The sequence below is a fragment of the Pigmentiphaga sp. H8 genome (assembly GCF_003854895.1).
In the GTDB taxonomy this organism is placed as follows: Bacteria; Pseudomonadota; Gammaproteobacteria; order Burkholderiales; family Burkholderiaceae_B; genus Pigmentiphaga.
Genome location: NZ_CP033966.1, coordinates 5978381 through 5993223, shown reverse-complemented (window position 1 = coordinate 5993223; position 14843 = coordinate 5978381). Strand labels below are relative to the sequence as shown.

The window sequence follows — 14843 nt, the reverse complement described above, 5'->3', positions numbered from 1 at the left end:
GGATGTTCTAGTGGCCGATCCCGAAACCTCCGATTCTACTCCTCCGGGCGGAAGTTATCCACAGGCGGACCCGTCCGATCCCGGCGGCGCCGCGCCTAACTGATTGACAACATTGAATTTATTTGACACCATGGAGGGCTTTCCGAATTTCACGAAGAGATTCGGGCTGAATCCAAGACCCTGGGTTGGCAGTCTTTCCAAGGATGCATGCTGGGCCTTTGCGCGCGCTTAACTCTTTAAGCTTCGCCGGGCCGCGCGCAGGCCGGGACTGCGCAAGCTTCCGGGGCGGCTTTCATACCCATACCGGAACTCAGGAACTGTCATGAAACGTACTTACCAACCTTCCGTCACCCGTCGCAAGCGTACCCACGGTTTCCGCGTGCGCATGAAGACCCGTGGCGGCCGCGCCGTCATCAACGCCCGCCGCGCCAAGGGCCGCAAGCGCCTGGCCGTCTGACGGCAGCGCCGGCCGTCGTACAGGCCGGCCACGCAGCGTTACAGCATTGACTCCGCGCGCGTCGTTTCCCGGCACCGCGCGGTTGCGCAGTCCGGCGGAATTCGCCCCTGCGCTGAAAGGGCGCCGCCTTGCAAGAGGGGCGCTTTTTGTTTTGAGCATGGCGCCGTCCGCCCAGCCCCGGCTGGGCCTGGTGGTGGGCAAGCGCTACGCCCCCCTGTCGGTCAGCCGCGCCGCCCTCAAACGCGTCGCGCGCGAGGCCTTCCGGCTGCGGCGCGCGGAACTGCCGGCCGGCGATTATGTCTTCAGATTGCACGCCCGCATCCCTTCGTGCTCGCTGACCGAACTCAAGCGCCAGGCCAGGCAGGAAATCGACGCCCACCTGGCCCGGGCAACGAAGGCGAACCGCCCCGGCTAGACCGGACGGCCGAAGCGGGCTTTTCCCGCAACAGGGGCCCATCGTGACGGAAACCCATAGCAACGCGCTGCCAACCGGCTCGACGCTCCCGCGTCGCCTGCTGATATGGCCCATCCGTTTCTACCGGTATTTCCTGAGCCCCTGGATCGGCCAGTCCTGCCGCTTCACCCCCACCTGCTCCGCCTACACGATGGAAGCCATCGACCGCCACGGCCCCGTCCACGGCACCTATCTAGGCCTGCGCCGCATCTGCCGCTGCCACCCCTACGCCCAAGGAGGTCTGGACCCCGTTCCTCCGGCAGGACAAGGTAAAAGCCGGTCGACCAGCACAGAACCTCAACAATGACCCCCGATACTCTCCCCGCCATCCCTCGCGCCCGACCCAGGATGCGGTGGATCCGGCTTTGCCGGTCCACCCGCATCGCCCCCACGGGACCCGGCGCCGGGCCGCCCCAAGGCGGGTCCCGGCCCCCTTGGGGGGCTGCCGCGTAGCGGCTTGGGGGGCCCACCATTCGGGGCGCGCGTCAGCGCGTAGGGGGGGACCTCAGCTACACTAGCGGACTTTGCCGCGACGACGATTGGAACTATCCGTCCATGGACATGCAACGCACCATCCTCTGGATGATCTTCTCGCTATCCCTGCTTTTCCTGTGGGATGGCTGGCAGAAGTACAACGGACATCCCTCGATGTTCGGCTCCACCCCCGCCAAGACGGCGACCGCGCAGGCGCCCCAGGCCCAGCCCGACCAGGCCGGCGTGCCGTCCGCGACGCCGGCGGCCACGCCCGCGGCCGGCACCGACGCCGTTCCCGGTAGCGCGCCCCAGGCCCAGCAGGCCGCCCCCGCCGAAAAGATCGTCGTCACGACCGACGTACTGCGCCTGACCTTCGACACCGTGGGCGCGCAGATCGTCAAGGCCGAGCTGCTCAAGCACGCCGACATCGAAGACCGCGAGCATCCCACCGTGCTGCTGGACGACTCCGCGCAGCGCGTCTACCTGGCGCAGAGCGGCGTGGTCGGCGCGGCCAACGGCGCGTCGTTCCCCACGCACCGCACGCCCTTCCACGTCACCACCCCCGCGCGCGAACTAGCCGGCGACAAGCTGGAGATCTCGTTCGAGGCCGAGAGCGGCGGCGTCAAGCTGATCAAGACCTACACGCTGCACAAGGGCCAGTACGCCATCGACGTGCGCCACAACCTGGCCAACGTCGGCGCCGAGCCCGTCTCGCCCTCGCTGTACTTCCAGCTGACCCGCGACGGCAACAAGCCGCCCGGCGAAAGCCATTTCTACAGCACCTTCACCGGTCCGGCCATCTATACCGCCGAGAACAAGTTCCAGAAGGTCACCTTCTCGGACATCGAGAAGGGCAAGGCCTCGTTCAACAAGTCGGCCAACGACGGCTGGCTGGGCATGATCCAGCACTACTTCGCCGTGGCCTGGGTGCCGCCCGAAGGCGTGGCCCGCACCTACGACATGTCCAAGGTCGGCAACAACCTGTACGCGGTCCGCGCCATCGAGCCCGTCGGCACGCTGGCCCCCGGAACCGGCAACACCGTCGACGCCAAGCTGTGGATCGGCCCGCAGGACCAGTCCGCCATGGCCGCCGTGGCCCAGGGCCTGGACCTGGTGGTGGACTACGGCTGGCTGACCATCATCGCCAAGCCGCTGTTCCTGCTGATGACCTGGCTGCACAAGCTGCTGGGCAACTGGGGCTGGACCATCGTCGCGCTGACCGTGATCATCAAGGCGGTGTTCTTCCCGCTGTCGGCCGCCGGCTACAAGTCCATGGCGCGGATGAAGAAGGTCGCCCCGCGCATGCAGGCGCTGAAAGAGAAGTTCGGCGACGACCGCCAGAAGCTCAACATGGCGATGATGGAGCTGTACCGCACCGAGAAGATCAACCCGGTGGGCGGCTGCCTGCCGATGATCGTCCAGGTGCCGGTGTTCATCGCGCTGTACTGGGTGCTGCTGGCCAGCGTGGAAATGCGCAGCGCGCCCTGGATCCTGTGGGTGCATGACCTGGCCTCGCCCGATCCCTGGTTCATCCTGCCGGCCCTGATGATGGCCACCATGTTCCTGCAGATGAAGCTCAACCCCACGCCGCCCGATCCCGTGCAGGCCAAGGTCATGATGATCATGCCCCTGGTGTTCGGCGGCATGATGTTCTTCTTCCCCGCGGGCCTGGTGCTGTACTGGGTGGTGAACAACTGCCTGTCGATCGCGCAGCAGTGGTTCATCACCAAGCAGGCAACTAGATAAGCTCCCCCAGGGCGGCATCAGTGGACCGGAAGGAAAGCCCACCCCCAAGCGGCCTTTGGCCGCTCCCCCTCAAGGGGGCGGCACTGGCGGACCGGCAAAGCCGGATCCGCGGTGCCCTGGGTCGAGTGGCTGGCAGTAGGGCCGTTCCGGGTAGCCGGAGCGGCCTTTTGTTTTACAGTGCGAGGACCGGGTTGCCCTGATGCGCTTCGCCGCCTTTTCCGAACTTCGCCCATGATTTCCGACCAGGATCCGATTGCCGCCATCGCCACCGCCGCCGGACGCGGCGGGATCGGCGTCGTGCGCGTGTCGGCGCGCCAGCCGCTGGATGGGCTGATGCAGGCGCTGCTGGGCCGCGCGCTGGTGCCGCGCCATGCGCACTACCTGCCTTTCCGCGATGCCGACGGCGGGATCATCGACGAAGGCATCGCGCTATCCTTCCCGGCGCCGCATTCCTACACCGGCGAACACGTGCTGGAATTGCAGGGCCATGGCGGGCCGGTGGTGCTGCGGCGCCTGCTGGCGCGCTGCCTGCGGGCGGGCATGGAGATGGGCATGCGGCTGGCCGAGCCCGGCGAATTCACCCGCCGTGCCTTCCTGAACGACCGCATGGACCTGGCCCAGGCCGAGGCCGTGGCCGACCTGATCGACGCGTCGTCGGAAGCGGCCGCCCGCAGCGCGGCGGCCTCGATGACGGGCGTGTTCTCGGCCGAGGTCAACGGCCTGGCCGACCGCATCGTGCACCTGCGCATGCTGGTCGAGGCCACGCTGGACTTCCCCGAGGAAGAGATCGAGTTCCTGGAGAAATACCAGGCGCGCGAGACCCTGGCCGCCATCCAGGCCGACCTGGCCCGGCTGCTGTCGCAGGCCCGCCAGGGTGCCATCCTGCGCGAAGGCCTGCACGTCGTGCTGGCCGGCCAGCCCAACGTCGGCAAGTCCAGCCTGCTCAATGCCCTGGCCGGCTTCGACGCCGCCATCGTCACCCCCATCGCCGGCACCACGCGCGACAAGGTCGTGCAGCAGATCGACATCGACGGCGTGCCCCTGCACGTGGTCGACACCGCCGGCCTGCGCGACACCGAGGACACCGTCGAGCGCATCGGCATCGAACGCACCTGGGCCGAGATCGGCAAGGCCGACGTCATCGTGCACCTGCTCGACGCCACGCGCCCGGGCCCCGAACTCGACGCCGCCATCACCTCGCGGCTGCCGCCCCGCACTCCGGTGCTGGAAGTCGTGAACAAGATGGACCTGGTCGAAGGCGGTCAGGTCGGACAGGCCCAGGCCGCGGGCGCCAAACGGCTACCCGTGTCGGCCAGAACCGGGCTGGGGCTGGACGGATTGAAGCGCGAGCTGCTGGCGATCGCCGGGTGGAACCCGTCGGCGGAGTCCCCCTACCTGGCGCGCGAGCGGCATATCCACGCGCTGCTGACGGCGGCGAATCACCTGGAACTGGCGGCCGAGCACGCGGCGCAAAGCGATCGGGTGCTGGACCTGTTCGCCGAGGAATTACGGTTGGCGCACGAGGCGTTGACGTCGATTACCGGGGAGTTCAGCAGCGATGACCTGCTGGGCGTGATTTTTTCGCGGTTCTGCATCGGGAAGTAAGCCCCGCGGCTCATACGTTCCGACAGAATCCGGAAATGCCACCCATTTACACCCATTTTGCTGCAAGTAAGACGCTCTACGGAGCAATCCGGACAACCTCGATATCAACGCCATCATGAATCCCCTGCGCATCTGGGTCGACGCCGACGCCTGCCCCGCGGTCGTCAAGGACATCCTGTTCCGCGCCGCCGACCGCTGCGCCGTCCAGGTGACGCTGGTCGCCAACCAGATGCTGCGCACGCCGCCGTCGCGCTGGGTGAACGCGGTCCAGGTGCCGCGCGGCTTCGACGTGGCCGACGCCTATATCGCCGAGCAGGCGGTGGCGGGCGATCTGGTGATCACGGGCGACATTCCGCTGGCGGCCGAGGTGCTGAAAAAAGGCGCGGCGGTCCTGAACCCGCGCGGCGAACGCTACACCGAGGCGACCATAGGCGAGCGCCTGGCCATGCGGGACATGCTGGAGGAATTGCGGACGAGCGGCGTGGCGACCGGCGGGCCGGCCGCGTTCAGCCAAGCGGACCGGCGGGCGTTCGGCAATGCGCTGGACCGGTTCCTGCGGACGGCCCTGGCCGGGAGGCCGGGCGGCGTAGCCGCGTTGTCCTGAGCCCAGGGGGTAAAAAAGTTTTTGTATTTCCGGATTCTTTTATGTAGGATGTCCAACAACCTACCTATGACAGGGCGTCCACGGACCGGCCTGCAAGAAAGAACAAGGAGACGGCGGATGAAACCGTTGGCGCGCTTGACGGTGCTGGACCTGACCCGCGTCCGCTCCGGCCCCGCGGCGGTGCGGCAGTTCGCGGATTGGGGGGCCCGCGTCATCAAGATCGAGGAACCCTCGGCCACCGACGACGACAAGCCCGGCGGATCGGCGCAGTTCGCCGATTATCAGAACACGCACCGCAACAAGCAGAGCATTTCGCTCAACCTGAAGCATCCCAAGGGCAAGGCCCTCTTCCTGGAGCTGGTGAAGCAGGCCGACGTGGTCGTGGAGAACTATCGCCCCAGCGTGAAGTTCAAGCTGGGCATCGATTACGAAAGCCTGCGCCAGGTCAATCCGCGCCTGGTGTACGCCAGCGTGTCCGGTTTCGGCCAGGACGGCCCCTACGCCGATCGTCCGGGCCTGGACCAGATCGCGCAGGGTATAGGCGGCATCATGTCCGTAACCGGCGAGCCGGGCCGAGGGCCGATGCGCGCCGGCATTCCTGTCGCCGACCTGACCGCGGGCCTGTTCTGCGCCATCGGGATCTTCATCGCGCTGCTGGAGCGCGAGCAGTCCGGGCAGGGCCAGTGGGTCCAGACCTCCTTGTTGCAATCCCAGGTGTGGATGATGGATTTCCAGGCCATGCGCTGGCTGATGAACAAGGAAGTGCCCGGCCAGAGCGGCAACGACCATCCCACCAGCAGCCCTACCGGCGTGTTCCCGACCGCGGACGGCCACATGAACATCGCCGCGATGGGCAACGAGATCTTCGCCCGCCTGTGCAAGGTGATCGGCGCCGAGGCGCTGTTGCAGGACGAGCGGTATGCGACCGTGCCCCTGCGCGCGCGCAACCGGCCGACGCTCAATGCCGCCATCGCCGAGCGCACCCGGACACGGCCCACGCAGGAATGGGTGGACCTGATGAACCGGGAAGGCGTGCCCTGCGGCCCGATCCTGACCATGGACAAGACCTTCGAGAACGAGCAGGTCCGGCACCTGGGCATGGCGGCCTCGCTGCGGCATCCGGAACTGGGCGACATCCAGGTCATGGGGCAGGCGATACGCTTCAGCCGCTCGGATCCGGGCGAGTACGCGCATGCGCCGTCGCGAGGCGAGCACAACGCCCCGGTCTACGAGATGCTGGGCCTGTCGGCCGGCGACATCGACGCGCTGAAGGAAGAGGGGGTGATATAAAACCTGCCTCTTCCACTCCGCGAGGTCGCCATGTTCACCGCTTTCGAACGGCCCGACAACCTGCCCGACGCCATCGCCCGCCAACTGCGCCAGAAGATTCTTTCGGGTGATTTCAAGGAGGGCGAGCGGCTGCCCACCGAGCACGATCTGGCTGGCCAGTTCGGGGTCAGCCGCAACGTGGTGCGCGAATCCATCGCGCGCCTGAAACTGGACGGCCTGATCGAGACCCGCCGCGGCGTCGGCACCTTCGTGGCGGGCAACGTCAATGGCCGCAGGTTCAAGATCGTGCAGGAAGACTTGTTGGACATCCGTCAGCTGTTGCAGGTCTCGCAGCTGCGCATCGAGATCGAGGCGGGCGCGGCGGCATTGGCGGCACAGGCCCGCACGGACGAACAACTGGTCGAGCTGGAAGCCGCGCTGCGCAGGACCGACGCGGCGGGCAAGGATTGGGAGCGCGGCGCGGAGGCGGCGCTGCAGTTCCACCTGGTCATCGCCCGCTGTTCGAACAACCCTTATTTCACGCGCCTGATGGAACACCTGAGCTACGTCATCCACAACGCCGTGCGCACGCTGCGCTACCGCCACAGCGGCACGCCGCGCATCGGCCACGTGGATGCCGAGCACCAGGAGATCTTCGACGCGATCCGGCGGCAGGACAGCGATGCCGCCCGCGCGGCGGTGCGTAGGCATCTGAACAACGGCATCGCCGCTTACATGGACAAGGAAAGGACATGACCCGCCAGCGCCTGCTGCAAGACGAGATCTGCGACCAGCTGATCGTGGAGAAGGACGGCCCGACCGGCTGGATCACGTTCAACGATCCCGACCGCCACAACGCCGTCTCGTACGCGATGTGGGCGGCCATACCGGTCGCGCTGGACGCCTTCCTGCGCGACCCCGGCATCCGCAGCGTGGTGCTGACGGGCGCCGGCGAAAAGGCTTTCGTCAGCGGCGCGAACATCTCGCAGTTCGACGCGCTGCGCACCGGCACCGACGCGGTCGAGCAGTACGAGGTCGTGGCCGAGGCCGCCCAGCTCGCGCTGCGCGACTTCCCCAAGCCGCTGCTGGCGCGCATCCATGGCTATTGCATAGGCGGCGGGCTGAACATCGCGCTGTGCTGCGACCTGCGCATCGCCAGCGAGGCGTCCTCGTTCTCCATTCCCGCCGGCAAGCTGGGGCTGGGCTATCGCTTCACGGCCATCCAGAACCTGGTGCGCGCCACCGGCACCGCCAACGCGCTCGAGATCTTCCTGACGGCGGACCGCTTCCCCGCCGGACAGGCGCGCGAGAAGGGCCTGCTGCACGCGGTGGCGCCGCGCGAGGACCTCGATGCCTGCCTGGCCGGCTACCTCGACAAGATCAATGCGCTCGCGCCGCTGACGCTGCAGGCGGGCAAGAAGATGATCCACATCCTGGCCGACCGGTGCGCGGACATCGACCTGGATGCGATGAAGGCGCTGGTGGTCCAGTGCTTCGACAGTGACGATTACAAAGAAGGCAAGAAAGCCTTCGCGGAAAAGCGGCGGCCCGTCTTCAAAGGCCGCTGACCCCTCGTCGAAAAGGAGAAGAGGATGACATCACGGAAACTCATGTTGCTGGCGGCACTGGCACTGGCCGCGGGCAACGCCGCGGCGGCCTATCCTGAACAGCCCATCCGGCTGGTGGTGGGCTATGCAGCCGGGGGCACGACGGACCTGCTCGCCCGCGCGCTGAGCGAGCAGCTATCCGCCGAACTCAAGACTTCCGTGGTGGTCGAGAACAAGCCCGGGGCGGCGGGCAGCATAGGCGCGGCCTACGTACAGAACGCCAAGCCGGACGGCTACACCGTTTTCATCGCCACCGTCTCCAGCCATGGCATGAATCCTTCCCTGTACAACTCGCTCAACTACGACCCGGTGAAGGGCTTCGCACCGGTCTCGATGCTGGCGTCCATTCCGCTGGTGCTGGTGGCCGATCCCAAGCGCAACTATCAATCGCTGGACGGACTCGTGAAGGCCGCGGCCGCCAAGCCCGGATCGCTGAATTATTCGACCAGCGGCAACGGCTCGCCGGTCCACATCGCGGCGGCCATGTTCGGCGATGCCGCCAGGGTGGAGATCGTCCACGTGCCGTATCGCGGCGGCGCCATGGCCAACACCGCGGTGATGAGCGGCGACGCGCAATTCACTTTCGCCACCCTGCCGGCCGCCATGCCGCTGGTCAAGGCCGGCAAGCTCGACGCGCTGGCCGTCACGACCCGCACGCGCGTGCAGCAGCTGTCCGAGGTCCCCACCATGGCTGAGAACAGCATGTTCGCGGACTACGAGATCAACACCTGGAACGCCTTGCTGGCGCCGGCCGGAACGCCCGACGACGTCATCAAGACGCTGAACGCCGCCGTGGTCAAGGTCATGAACTCACCCAAGCTGCAGGCCAGTTTCCGGCAGGAAGGCGCCGAGCCCACCAGCAGTTCGCCCGGCGAGCTCAAGGCCTTCATCGACAAGCAGATCCTTTACTGGAACAAGGTGATCAAGAAGCTGAACCTGCAGATCAGTTGACCCCCCGGCGGCGCCGCGTCACGCCGTGGCCCGCCGCATCCACCTGAACTGCAACACGACCAGCGTGGCCAGCAGCACCAGGTTCGCCACGTTGGTCAGCACGCCGGTGAAGAACGCCGGATCGTACGAGGCATACCGGTCGTACATGTAGCCGGCCAGCCATCCGCCCACCGCCATGCCGCAGCCGCTCATCAGCATCAGCGAGGGAACCCGCCAGTAGGCTTCCTTCGCCGGGAAGGCCTCGCGCACGGCCAGGACATAGGCCGGGATCAGCGCGCTGAAGCCCAGCCCGAAGGCGATGGAGACGGTGAAAAGGCCGAACTGCTCGGTCACGTACAGGTAGCCCGAGACGGCGGCGGCTTGCATCACCGAACTGATCAGCGCCGTGCGCAGCCCGCCGATGCGGTCGGCGACGAGCCCCCAGGCCTGCCGGCTGATGAAGGCCGCGGCCAGCAGGACCGAGAGCATGGCCGCGCCCACGGCCGCCGGCAGGCCGCGGTCGGAGCACAAGGCGACGAGGTGGCTTTGCGGCATGGCCATGGGAATGCAACAGAGGAAGGCGGCGCCGGCCAGCATGACGAAGACGGTATTGGGGCGCAGGCCGAACACGGTGGGCCGCTCGCCGCCCTTGTGCTCCGCCGCGCGGACGGCGGTGTCGGCGACGGGCCGCAGGAAGCGGGACGCCAGCACCAGCACGACGCCTGCCTCGAGCACGCCGTAGCCCATCATGGTCGCGCGCCAGCCCCAGGTGCTGATGGTGTGTTCGAACACCAGCGGCCAGACGACGCCGGCGATGTAGCTTCCGCTGGACAGCAAGGCCAGCGCGGAGCCGCGCCGGCGTTCGAACCACTGGCTGACGTAGACGTACAGCGGCGCGTTCAGGCCGCCCATGCCGAGGAATCCGATGAACACGCCGTGGCCGATATACAGCAGCCACGGCTCGCCCAGGGTGGAGATGAACAGCCCCAGGCAGACCGACACGGAGCCGGCCATGACCGTCCAGCGCACGCCGAAGCGGTGCGCGAGCCGCCCCATCATCACGCCACCCACCGCCGACCCGAGCCAGGCCAGCGAGCCTCCCAGGGCGGGCACGGAACGAGCGCCTCCCATTTCGCCGGCGATGGCCTTGAGCCCGACCGTGGAGATCAGCGGCGCGCCGAAGGTCATGCCCAGGCAACAGAGGGCGGCGGTAGCAATGATCCAGGACGCCCTGGAGTCGACCAGCGAAGGGGAAGCCATATCGTCAGACACCCATGCTCGGCCCCGCGCATCAGGCGCGAGGACGACGGCCTGCCGGAAGGCCTTTGATGGGCTTCCGTCGTCCGCCGGGCGCCAGGGTACCATGCAAGCACCGGGCAGTAGAATTCGCAGGTTTTTTCTCCAGCACGACATCGATGTCCGACGCCATCCCCGAACACCCCACTCTCGATCCGCTTTTCGTCGCGCTGAGCGAGCGCTGCGCCGAAACCCACGAACATTGCGACCGCGTGGGCCAACTGGCCTGGATGCTGGGCAGCGCCTGCGGCCTGGCGGCAGGCGAACTCGAATTGCTGGCCGCGGCCGCGCGCTTCCACGACATCGGCAAGATCGGCATTCCCGACGCCGTCCTGCACAAGCCCGGCCGCCTGGACCCCGATGAGCGCGAACTGATGATGACCCATTCCGAACGCGGCGAACGCATCTTCGCCGCCGTTCCCTGCGACGACTCGAGCGTCGTCGCCGCGGCCATCCGCCATCACCACGAATGGTTCGACGGCGCGGGCTATCCCGACGGCCTGCACGGCGAACAGATTCCGCTCCTGTCGCGCATCGTGAGCCTGGCCGACAGCTATGACGCGATGGCCTCGACGCGTCCCTACCAGCGGCCGCGCACGCACCAGGACATCATGCGGATCATGCGGGAAGAGCGGGGGCGCAAGAGCGACCCGCGGCTGTACGACCTGTTCGAGCAGTTGACGCAGGAACGGGCCTAGCTCCGCGCCGGCAAGGGCAGGGCCGGCGCCAGCGGCCGAAGCCGTGGCGATGCCAGCAGGTCGCTCGGCAGCAGATAGTTGCCCGGCAGCAAGGGCAGGGCCAACGAGGTGAACCGCACGTCCAGGTCCATCCCGGCATCGCGCCAGGCCTTCCAGACGAGTTCTGTGCAATAGGTACCGGCCGGGTCGGCGATGCGGAACGGCCGCCCCTGCATGGACAGCGCGAGGGCGACGGCGCGCTGGCGCGCCTCGTCGCCGGCCTCGACGTGATAGACCGCGTGGCGCCGGGAGCGCCGGGGATCGACGAAGAACGCCAGCGCATCGACCACGACGCCATCGGGCCGGCCGCGCACTTCGGAAGGCGTGGCATGCACGACCTGCCAGTTTCCCGGTTGGCCCACCAGCATGCCGACATGGCTGTACGCGCCGCGGTCGACCGCCATGACGGCGGCGCTGACCGCCTCGGTGCCTTCGCGGAAGATCAGGTCACCCGCCCGGGCGCCGGGCGCGAGCAGGTCCGCCGCCTGTGCGGCCGCGCCCAGCAGCGCCAGGACCAGCGCGCCGCCCAGCCGGCGCAGCGCCGCGCGGGCCGGCTTCACTTGAGCAGGATCTTCCAGGTACCGTCTTCGTTGACCAGCTTGTGGACCTGGGTCTGGTCCTTGCCGTTCTTGTACTTGATGCGCGCGCGAACCTGCGCGGCCTTGCCCGCTTCGTCGACGGTGACCTGCTCCATCTCGATCCTGTCCAGGCCGTCGTTGGCGTTGATGCGGCTTTGCATTTCACCCACGATCATCTGGACCTTGCCCTTGGCCTGCACCATCTGCGCGGCGGGCACCTGGGCGAAGGAGATCTGCTCGGTGGCCTTTTCCACATCGCCCTTGGCGGCCGCGCGATAGAAGGCCTCGATGGCCGACTCGGGCTTGCCGCCGGAGCAGGCCGCAAGCACCAGCGCGAACAGCGCGAGCATGAAGATCGAGAAGGGGCGGGAGGCAAGACGCATGGGATTCCTTGTTCTTCGAGAGCCGGCCGAGGATACGGCAAGGTCCGCAATGATAGCGCGGGATTCCTGGCAGTAACCACCCACTTTCGTTTCGCGGAACGCGGCCCCGCGGCCGCCGCCTCACTCCCGCCTCGAGGGATCGCTGACGACCACCAGCGCCTGCGCGGGCGTCTTGCCTATCGACCGGGAGCGGTGCGGAATCGACGCATTGAAATAGACCGAATCGCCCGCTTCCATCAGGACGCGGCGATCGGCGAACACGATCTCCATCTTTCCCGAGATCAGGAAGATCAGTTCTTCCCCCGCATGGCTGGCCAGGTCCTGCGTGTCGTCCACGGCATGCGGAGGGCGCATGATGAACGGCACCATGGCCTTGTTCTGCCGCGACGCGGCGATGGCTTCGTACGTGTAGCCGTCGCGTTCGTTGGACCGGCTGAACGGCACCCGTTCGGCCGCCTTGACCACGACCACGTCGCCGCCGTCGTGATGGTCGCCGATCAGGCGGTCGGTCTCGACCCCCAGCGCGCGCGCAAGCCGGAGCAACGTCCCGATGGTGGGCGAGGACAGGCCCCGCTCCAGCTTGGACAGATAGCTCTTGGTGATTTCCGCCCGGATCGCGAGCTGCTCCAGGGTGAGTCCGTTCAATTTGCGCAGCGCCGCCAGCCGCGCGCCCAGCCGGCGCGGGTTGCCCGGCTGCGCGTCGTCGGCCGCTCCGGCGCCCGGGCTGCGTGCGGTTCTGGATGGGGAAGACGGCATGAAGGCGGCGTTCTGTCGCGGAAAGATGACGTTTTCATTGTAGGGGAAGGCCTCGAGAAAAACCCGCGCCGCGCCGGCCGTATCTTGCACGTAGGAAACTTCAGTGTCATTATAGACACCTAAGTTTCCAAAACTCTCGCAAGGAGCAGCCATGGATACGCATCGCCTTCATCGGGCCCTGGCCGGCCTGGCCGCCTTCTGCTGTGCCGCGTCGGCCAGCGCGGCTTCCTACCCCGCCAAGCCCGTCACGCTGGTCGTGCCGTTCGGCGCGGGCGGCATCACCGACCTGGTCGCGCGGGCAACGGGCAAGGCCCTCGCGCAACAGCTCGGGCAACCCGTCATCATCGAGAACAAGCCCGGCGCCGGCGGCAACATCGCGGCCGAATACGTCAAGCATGCGCAGCCCGACGGCTATACGCTGATGTTCACCACCATGGGCGTCGTGGCCGTCAATCCGCACACCATGAAGGTGCCGTTCGACAGCTTCCGGGACTTCACCTACGTTTCTGCCGTCGCCTCCACGCCCCACGTGGTCGCGGTCAATCCGTCCGTGCCCGCCAAGACCCTGGCGGATCTCGTCGCCCTGGCGCGCGAGAAGCCGGAAAGCCTGAGCTTCGGCACGGCCGGCGTGGGCAGTTCGCCCTACCAGGGGATGAAGATCATGGAGGGCTCGGCCCGCGTCACTTTCCTGCACGTGCCGTTCAAGAGCGGCGCCGAATCGGTGGCCAACGTGGTGGGCAACCAGGTGAACCTGACCTTCGAGGCGACCCCGGTGGTGATGCCCTTCGCCAAGTCCGGTAAGCTGCGTGCGCTGGCGCTGGCCAATCCCGAGCGCATTCCCGGCGCGCCGGACCTGCCGTCCACCGCGGAGCTGGGTTATCCGGACCTGGTCTCCGGCTCGATCTCGGGCGTGATCGGACCGGCCGCCCTGCCCAGGGACATCGTCGATACCCTGAACCGGGCCATTCAGCAGGCCCTGAAGGACGACCAGTTCAAGGCCCTGCTGGCCGGACAGGGCACCGCGACCGCCAGTTCGACGCCGGAGGAATTCCGCAAGGCCGTCGCCGCGGAATACGAGCGCTGGGCGCGGATCATGAAATCGGCGACGCTGGTCAAGAACTGAGCGTATCGGCCATCACAGCAAGAGGAACCAGAATGGCAATGAACACCATGCAGCTCGGCAAGACCGAGATCGTCCAGTCGGCGCTCGACGACATGGAAACCCACCTGCGCACCCGGCAGCTTCCCATCCGCGAAGCCGTGGCGCAGACCTGCCGCATCCTGTTCGCGTTCGGCCACGACTCCGGCCTGTCGGGCCAGATCACCGCGCGGGCCGAGCGCGAGGGCACGTACTGGACGCAGCGCCTGGGACTGGGCTTCGACGAGATCAAGCCCGACAACCTGCTGCTGGTCGACGAGGACCTGAACGTGCTGGAAGGCGGCGGCATGCCCAACCCGGCGAACCGCTTCCACTCCTGGCTGTACCGGACACGGCCGGACATCCGGTGTATCGTTCACTCCCACGCCCCGCACGTCTCGGCGCTGGCCATGCTGGAAGTGCCGCTGGCGGTATCGCACATGGATACCTGCGTGCTGTACGACCAGTGCGCGTTCCTGAAGAAGTGGCCCGGCATTCCGGTGGGCAACGAGGAAGGCGAGATCATCTCGGCCGCGCTGGGCGACAAGAAGGCGGTCCTGCTCGCCCACCATGGCCTGGTCGTGACCGGCGCCACGGTCGAGGAAGCCTGCGTGCTGGGCGTCATGTTCGAACGCGCGGCGCGCCTGCAGCTGCTGGCCATGGCCGCGGGCGAGATCCAGCCCATACAGCCCGAACTCGGAGAGGAAGCCCAGAGATGGACCAGCACGCCGCGCCGCCACGAAGCGACCTTCGCCTACTATGCCCGGCGGGCGGACCGGATCCTGCATCCGTTCTGACGGCGCGGGGGG

General features: G+C 67.3%; 17 protein-coding genes. 13 read left to right on the top strand and 4 right to left on the bottom strand.

Annotation, left to right across the window (positions count from 1 at the left end; translation table 11 throughout):
- The first annotated feature begins 322 nt into the window (after positions 1 to 322).
- From rpmH to EGT29_RS28345, 10 genes are all read left to right on the top strand, one after another.
- On the top strand, positions 323 to 457 hold the full coding sequence (rpmH, locus tag EGT29_RS28390; RefSeq protein ID WP_006578231.1) for a 50S ribosomal protein L34: 135 nt from the start codon (positions 323 to 325) through the stop codon (positions 455 to 457).
- A 46-nt stretch (positions 458 to 503) separates the two neighbouring features.
- Positions 504 to 872 (top strand): ribonuclease P protein component, encoded by a 369-nt coding sequence (locus EGT29_RS28385; protein ID WP_124692150.1) that lies wholly within the window; start codon positions 504 to 506, stop codon positions 870 to 872.
- A 67-nt stretch (positions 873 to 939) separates the two neighbouring features.
- Positions 940 to 1218, top strand: coding sequence for a membrane protein insertion efficiency factor YidD (gene yidD / locus EGT29_RS28380; protein WP_124692553.1), 279 nt, complete (start codon positions 940 to 942; stop codon positions 1216 to 1218).
- Positions 1219 to 1466: 248 nt separating this feature from the next.
- Positions 1467 to 3131 (top strand): membrane protein insertase YidC, encoded by a 1665-nt coding sequence (gene yidC, locus EGT29_RS28375; RefSeq protein WP_124692149.1) that lies wholly within the window; start codon positions 1467 to 1469, stop codon positions 3129 to 3131.
- Between the two features lie 234 nt (positions 3132 to 3365).
- Complete coding sequence (gene mnmE, locus EGT29_RS28370) at positions 3366 to 4736, top strand: tRNA uridine-5-carboxymethylaminomethyl(34) synthesis GTPase MnmE (protein ID WP_238160510.1); 1371 nt, start codon at positions 3366 to 3368, stop codon at positions 4734 to 4736.
- 124 nt (positions 4737 to 4860) lie between these two features.
- Positions 4861 to 5340, top strand: coding sequence for a YaiI/YqxD family protein (locus tag EGT29_RS28365; protein ID WP_124692552.1), 480 nt, complete (start codon positions 4861 to 4863; stop codon positions 5338 to 5340).
- Between the two features lie 117 nt (positions 5341 to 5457).
- A complete protein-coding gene (locus EGT29_RS28360) occupies positions 5458 to 6630 on the top strand; it encodes a CaiB/BaiF CoA-transferase family protein (protein ID WP_124692147.1) in 1173 nt (390 codons plus the stop codon).
- Positions 6631 to 6660: 30 nt separating this feature from the next.
- Positions 6661 to 7365 carry a FadR/GntR family transcriptional regulator gene (locus EGT29_RS28355; RefSeq protein ID WP_124692146.1) on the top strand — a complete coding sequence of 235 codons (705 nt, stop codon included), beginning with the start codon at positions 6661 to 6663 and terminating at the stop codon, positions 7363 to 7365.
- Complete coding sequence (locus EGT29_RS28350) at positions 7362 to 8177, top strand: enoyl-CoA hydratase (RefSeq protein ID WP_124692145.1); 816 nt, start codon at positions 7362 to 7364, stop codon at positions 8175 to 8177. Before EGT29_RS28355 ends, EGT29_RS28350 begins: the two co-directional genes overlap by 4 nt.
- A 24-nt stretch (positions 8178 to 8201) precedes the next feature.
- Complete coding sequence (locus tag EGT29_RS28345) at positions 8202 to 9167, top strand: tripartite tricarboxylate transporter substrate binding protein (protein ID WP_124692144.1); 966 nt, start codon at positions 8202 to 8204, stop codon at positions 9165 to 9167.
- Positions 9168 to 9185: 18 nt separating this feature from the next.
- Here the strand turns inward: EGT29_RS28345 and EGT29_RS28340 are convergent, their stop codons facing one another.
- Positions 9186 to 10406: an MFS transporter gene (locus EGT29_RS28340; protein ID WP_161568029.1), complete on the bottom strand. Its 1221-nt coding sequence runs from the start codon at positions 10404 to 10406 to the stop codon at positions 9186 to 9188.
- Between the two features lie 155 nt (positions 10407 to 10561).
- Here EGT29_RS28340 and EGT29_RS28335 point away from each other — a divergent pair, with 155 nt between their 5' ends.
- The gene (locus EGT29_RS28335; protein WP_124692142.1) at positions 10562 to 11140 is read left to right on the top strand and encodes an HD-GYP domain-containing protein; all 579 of its coding nucleotides are present in this window, start codon (positions 10562 to 10564) and stop codon (positions 11138 to 11140) included.
- Here EGT29_RS28335 and EGT29_RS28330 read toward each other — a convergent pair.
- From EGT29_RS28330 to EGT29_RS28320, 3 genes are all read right to left on the bottom strand, one after another.
- A complete protein-coding gene (locus tag EGT29_RS28330; RefSeq protein WP_161568028.1) occupies positions 11137 to 11739 on the bottom strand; it encodes a YiiX/YebB-like N1pC/P60 family cysteine hydrolase in 603 nt (200 codons plus the stop codon). The two genes, EGT29_RS28335 and EGT29_RS28330, sit on opposite strands and share 4 nt — an antisense overlap.
- A complete protein-coding gene (locus EGT29_RS28325; protein WP_124692140.1) occupies positions 11736 to 12140 on the bottom strand; it encodes a DUF4878 domain-containing protein in 405 nt (134 codons plus the stop codon). Before EGT29_RS28325 ends, EGT29_RS28330 begins: the two co-directional genes overlap by 4 nt.
- Before the next feature lie 120 nt (positions 12141 to 12260).
- Complete coding sequence (locus EGT29_RS28320; protein ID WP_238160241.1) at positions 12261 to 12986, bottom strand: helix-turn-helix domain-containing protein; 726 nt, start codon at positions 12984 to 12986, stop codon at positions 12261 to 12263.
- Positions 12987 to 13047: 61 nt separating this feature from the next.
- Between EGT29_RS28320 and EGT29_RS28315 the strand changes: the two genes are divergently transcribed.
- Both EGT29_RS28315 and EGT29_RS28310 read left to right on the top strand, forming a co-directional pair.
- Positions 13048 to 14019, top strand: a complete 972-nt coding sequence (locus tag EGT29_RS28315; RefSeq protein ID WP_124692139.1) for a tripartite tricarboxylate transporter substrate binding protein — start codon at positions 13048 to 13050, stop codon at positions 14017 to 14019.
- 32 nt (positions 14020 to 14051) lie between these two features.
- Entirely contained in the window at positions 14052 to 14831 is a 780-nt protein-coding gene (locus tag EGT29_RS28310) for an aldolase (protein ID WP_238160240.1), read from the top strand.
- The last annotated feature ends 12 nt before the right edge of the window (positions 14832 to 14843 follow it).